The sequence below is a fragment of the Accumulibacter sp. genome, from assembly GCF_029255285.1.
In the GTDB taxonomy this organism is placed as follows: Bacteria; Pseudomonadota; Gammaproteobacteria; order Burkholderiales; family Rhodocyclaceae; genus Accumulibacter.
The window spans coordinates 1-2,736 of sequence record NZ_JAPUVI010000079.1 but is presented as its reverse complement, the minus strand read 5'-3'; the positions used below and the strand labels follow the sequence as shown (position 1 = coordinate 2,736).

Annotated in this window: 4 protein-coding genes and 1 pseudogene; 2 read left to right on the top strand and 3 right to left on the bottom strand. The window is 62.6% G+C overall.

The features are described from left to right. Nucleotides 1–473, bottom strand: a 473-nt coding sequence (locus tag Q1M07_RS09185) for a DNA gyrase modulator (protein WP_300453229.1), incomplete at its 3' end; no start/stop codon positions are given. Between the two features lie 68 nt (nucleotides 474–541). On the opposite strand from Q1M07_RS09185, the gene yjgA reads away from it, so the two are divergent. Continuing rightward, on the top strand, nucleotides 542–1,102 hold the full coding sequence (gene yjgA / locus Q1M07_RS09180; RefSeq protein WP_300453227.1) for a ribosome biogenesis factor YjgA: 561 nt from the start codon (nucleotides 542–544) through the stop codon (nucleotides 1,100–1,102). Then, nucleotides 1,099–1,686: a molybdopterin adenylyltransferase gene (gene mog / locus Q1M07_RS09175; protein ID WP_300453225.1), complete on the top strand. Its 588-nt coding sequence runs from the start codon at nucleotides 1,099–1,101 to the stop codon at nucleotides 1,684–1,686. The genes yjgA and mog overlap by 4 nt, the downstream gene beginning before the upstream one ends. Nucleotides 1,687–1,703: 17 nt before the next feature. Here the strand turns inward: mog and Q1M07_RS09170 are convergent, their stop codons facing one another. Both Q1M07_RS09170 and Q1M07_RS09165 read right to left on the bottom strand, forming a co-directional pair. Then, nucleotides 1,704–2,309 carry a cold shock and DUF1294 domain-containing protein gene (locus Q1M07_RS09170; protein ID WP_300453224.1) on the bottom strand — a complete coding sequence of 202 codons (606 nt, stop codon included), beginning with the start codon at nucleotides 2,307–2,309 and terminating at the stop codon, nucleotides 1,704–1,706. Nucleotides 2,310–2,469: 160 nt separating this feature from the next. Further along, a pseudogene (locus tag Q1M07_RS09165) lies at nucleotides 2,470–2,736 on the bottom strand (sulfoxide reductase heme-binding subunit YedZ); the annotation flags it as partial.

Here is a 2,736-nt window from a genome sequence, read left to right as displayed (position 1 = left end):
CTGGCCCCTTCCGAGTTGCTGATCTCGGGGCTTACCGCGAAAGCCGCCCGCTCGCAGCGGCGAGCGATCTCGATGGCTTCCTCGACGGGGATCTTCCACGGGTGGTAGAGATCGAAATCCGGCGACTCCTTTGCCAGCAGCGCTTCGTCCGGCAGGCCGGCAGCCGGGTCGGGGGCGGTGAAGCGGGCGATGGAGACGGCCGCGTCGACGGTGGCCTTCAGGGCGTCTTTCGAAAAGTCGGAGGTGCTGGCGTAACCGCGTTTCTGGCCGTCGTAGATGGTGACGCCGACGCCTTTGTCGCGGTTGTATTCGATGGTGTCCACCTCGTCGCGACGAACGGTGACGGACTGGCCGAAGCCCTCGGAGACATCCACCTCGCAGGCGCTTGCGCCGCGCTTGCGGGCGAACTTGAGAATGTCTTCGGCGATGGTCTTGAGCTTGTCCTGACTGAAGCTGAAACGATTGTCGGCCATGGCTTTAGGGGTTGGGGCGGAGGCTAAAGGCTATAATCTTACCCTTACAGAGCACTTCACGCGCCCAGATGGCCAAGCACAAACACAACCCAGACGAAGAATACGACGGCCCGAGCAAGTCGCAGTTGAAGCGCGACAGCGCCGCACTGCAGGATCTTGGCCGCGAACTGGCCGAACTTGGCAAGGAGCGGCTGGCTCGCGTTCCGATCGACGAAGATCTGCGCGATGCCGTCAAGGACTATCAACGCTTCACGGCTCACGAGGCCCGTCGGCGCCAGTTGCAATATATCGGCAGGCTCATGCGCAACGTCGATCCCGAGCCGATCCGCGCGGCGCTGGATGCCTTCAAGGGCGTCTCGGCCGTGGAAACGGCGCGCATGCATCGCCTCGAAAACCTGCGCGCACGTTTGATCGAAGACGAAAAGGCGCTGCACGATATCGCCGAAGCCTATCCCGGCGCCGATTTGCAGCAGATCCGCGTGCTGCGCCGCAACGCGATCAAGGAAAAAGAAGCCGGCAAGCCGCCGCGTGCGTTCCGTGAGTTGTTCCGTGTCTTGCGCGAATTGGAAACCGGCGGCGTCGACGACGAGGCAGAAGGTTTCGACGACGGCATCGAGGAAGAAGCATGAGCCATCCCTTGAAGATCGGCCTCGTTTCCATCAGCGACCGCGCTTCCAGCGGCGTCTATGAAGACAAGGGCATTCCGGCCTTGCAGGAATGGTTCGGTCGGGCTTTGGCGTCGTCGTGGACGATGGAGACCCGGCTGATCCCCGACGATCAGGCCAGCATCGAGGCGACCCTGATCGAATTGTGCGACGTCGCCGGCTGCCATCTGGTGCTCACCACCGGCGGCACCGGCCCGGCGCCCCGCGACGTGACGCCGGAAGCCACGCTGGCGGTGGCCCATAAGGTGATGCCCGGTTTCGGCGAGCAGATGCGTCAGATCAGTCTGGCCTTCGTCCCGACGGCGATCCTGTCGCGGCAGGTGGGTGCGATTCGCGGCCGCTCGCTGATCCTCAATCTCCCAGGTCAGCCCAAAGCCATCGCCGAAACCCTCGAAGGCTTGAAGGACGCCGACGGCAAGCAGAAGGTGCCCGGCATCTTCGCCGCAGTGCCCTACTGCATCGACCTTATCGGCGGGCCGTATGTGGAAACCAACGAGGCGGTAGTCAAGGCTTTCCGCCCGAAGTCGGCGATCCGTCCCCAGGCCTGAGCGGCCGGTCGCCGGTATCAGGCTCCGCCGATGACGGTGCGCAGGCCCGCCCGGGCAATCAATCCGAGCACCGCGCAGTTGAGCGCCACCGTCATCCAGAACACCCGCCGGAACGACGCTTTGCGGGTCTTGTGGCGGAACTTGCGTTGTGCGATCAGAGCCCCCGGCCAGCCGCCGATCAGTGCAAACAGGTGCAGGGTGTTCTCCGGCGTCCGCCGTCTGCCGTTCTCGGCGGAAATCTTGTCCCAGAGATACATGAGGAAGGCAATAAGACTCGCTGCGGCGTAAACGCCGAGTACCGCGAGGGGTAACGCGCCGCGCAAGCCGGCGGCGATAAGAACCGCGACGAAGGTCCCGAGCAACACCATCGGCAGTGCGCTGTCGCCCTGCGGCGCGGCTGCGGTGGGCCTGGCGGCTCCGGCGAAGGCGACGTTCTCTGCTCGGGTCCGGCCATCCGTGCCGAGCTGTAATTCATAGGTCAGCAGTGCATATTCGGTGGGCCGTTTCTGTCGGGGCTGAAAAGACTTGATATGAACGAAAACCCGCTGGCCACCGTCATTCGGAGTGATGAAGCCAAAGCCCTTGTCGTCGTTCCATTGGGTGAGTTTGCCTTGGTAGCGCATGGGGAATGTTGGATAAACCGGCTGCTCTGATTGTTTGCGGCCGCAATTTTATGGCATTGGGGATTTTCTGCGGGCGTGGCCACTTTCCCATGAAAACAAAACGCGCAACTCATCTTCATGAACTGCGCGTTTGCGGTGTGGCGGTTTTTCTGGCTTGACCTCACTTCGCGAATATCTTGATCACCTTGCCTTCAAAGCGCGGTTTTGGCAGGTAGCCGCCGGCCAATTGCTTGCGTCGCTCCTGCTCCCGCCACCAGGCACGCACCCCGAGCAGCGCCGCCAGGATCAGGCTGTAGATCAGTGGCTCGGTCACGTCCTTTTTCACCAGCCACCAGAAATGCACGCAGCCGAGTACGGCGATGGGGTAGATCGCGCGATGCAGGCTTTGCCAACGGCGACCGCCGAGTTTGCGGATGGCGTAGTTGCT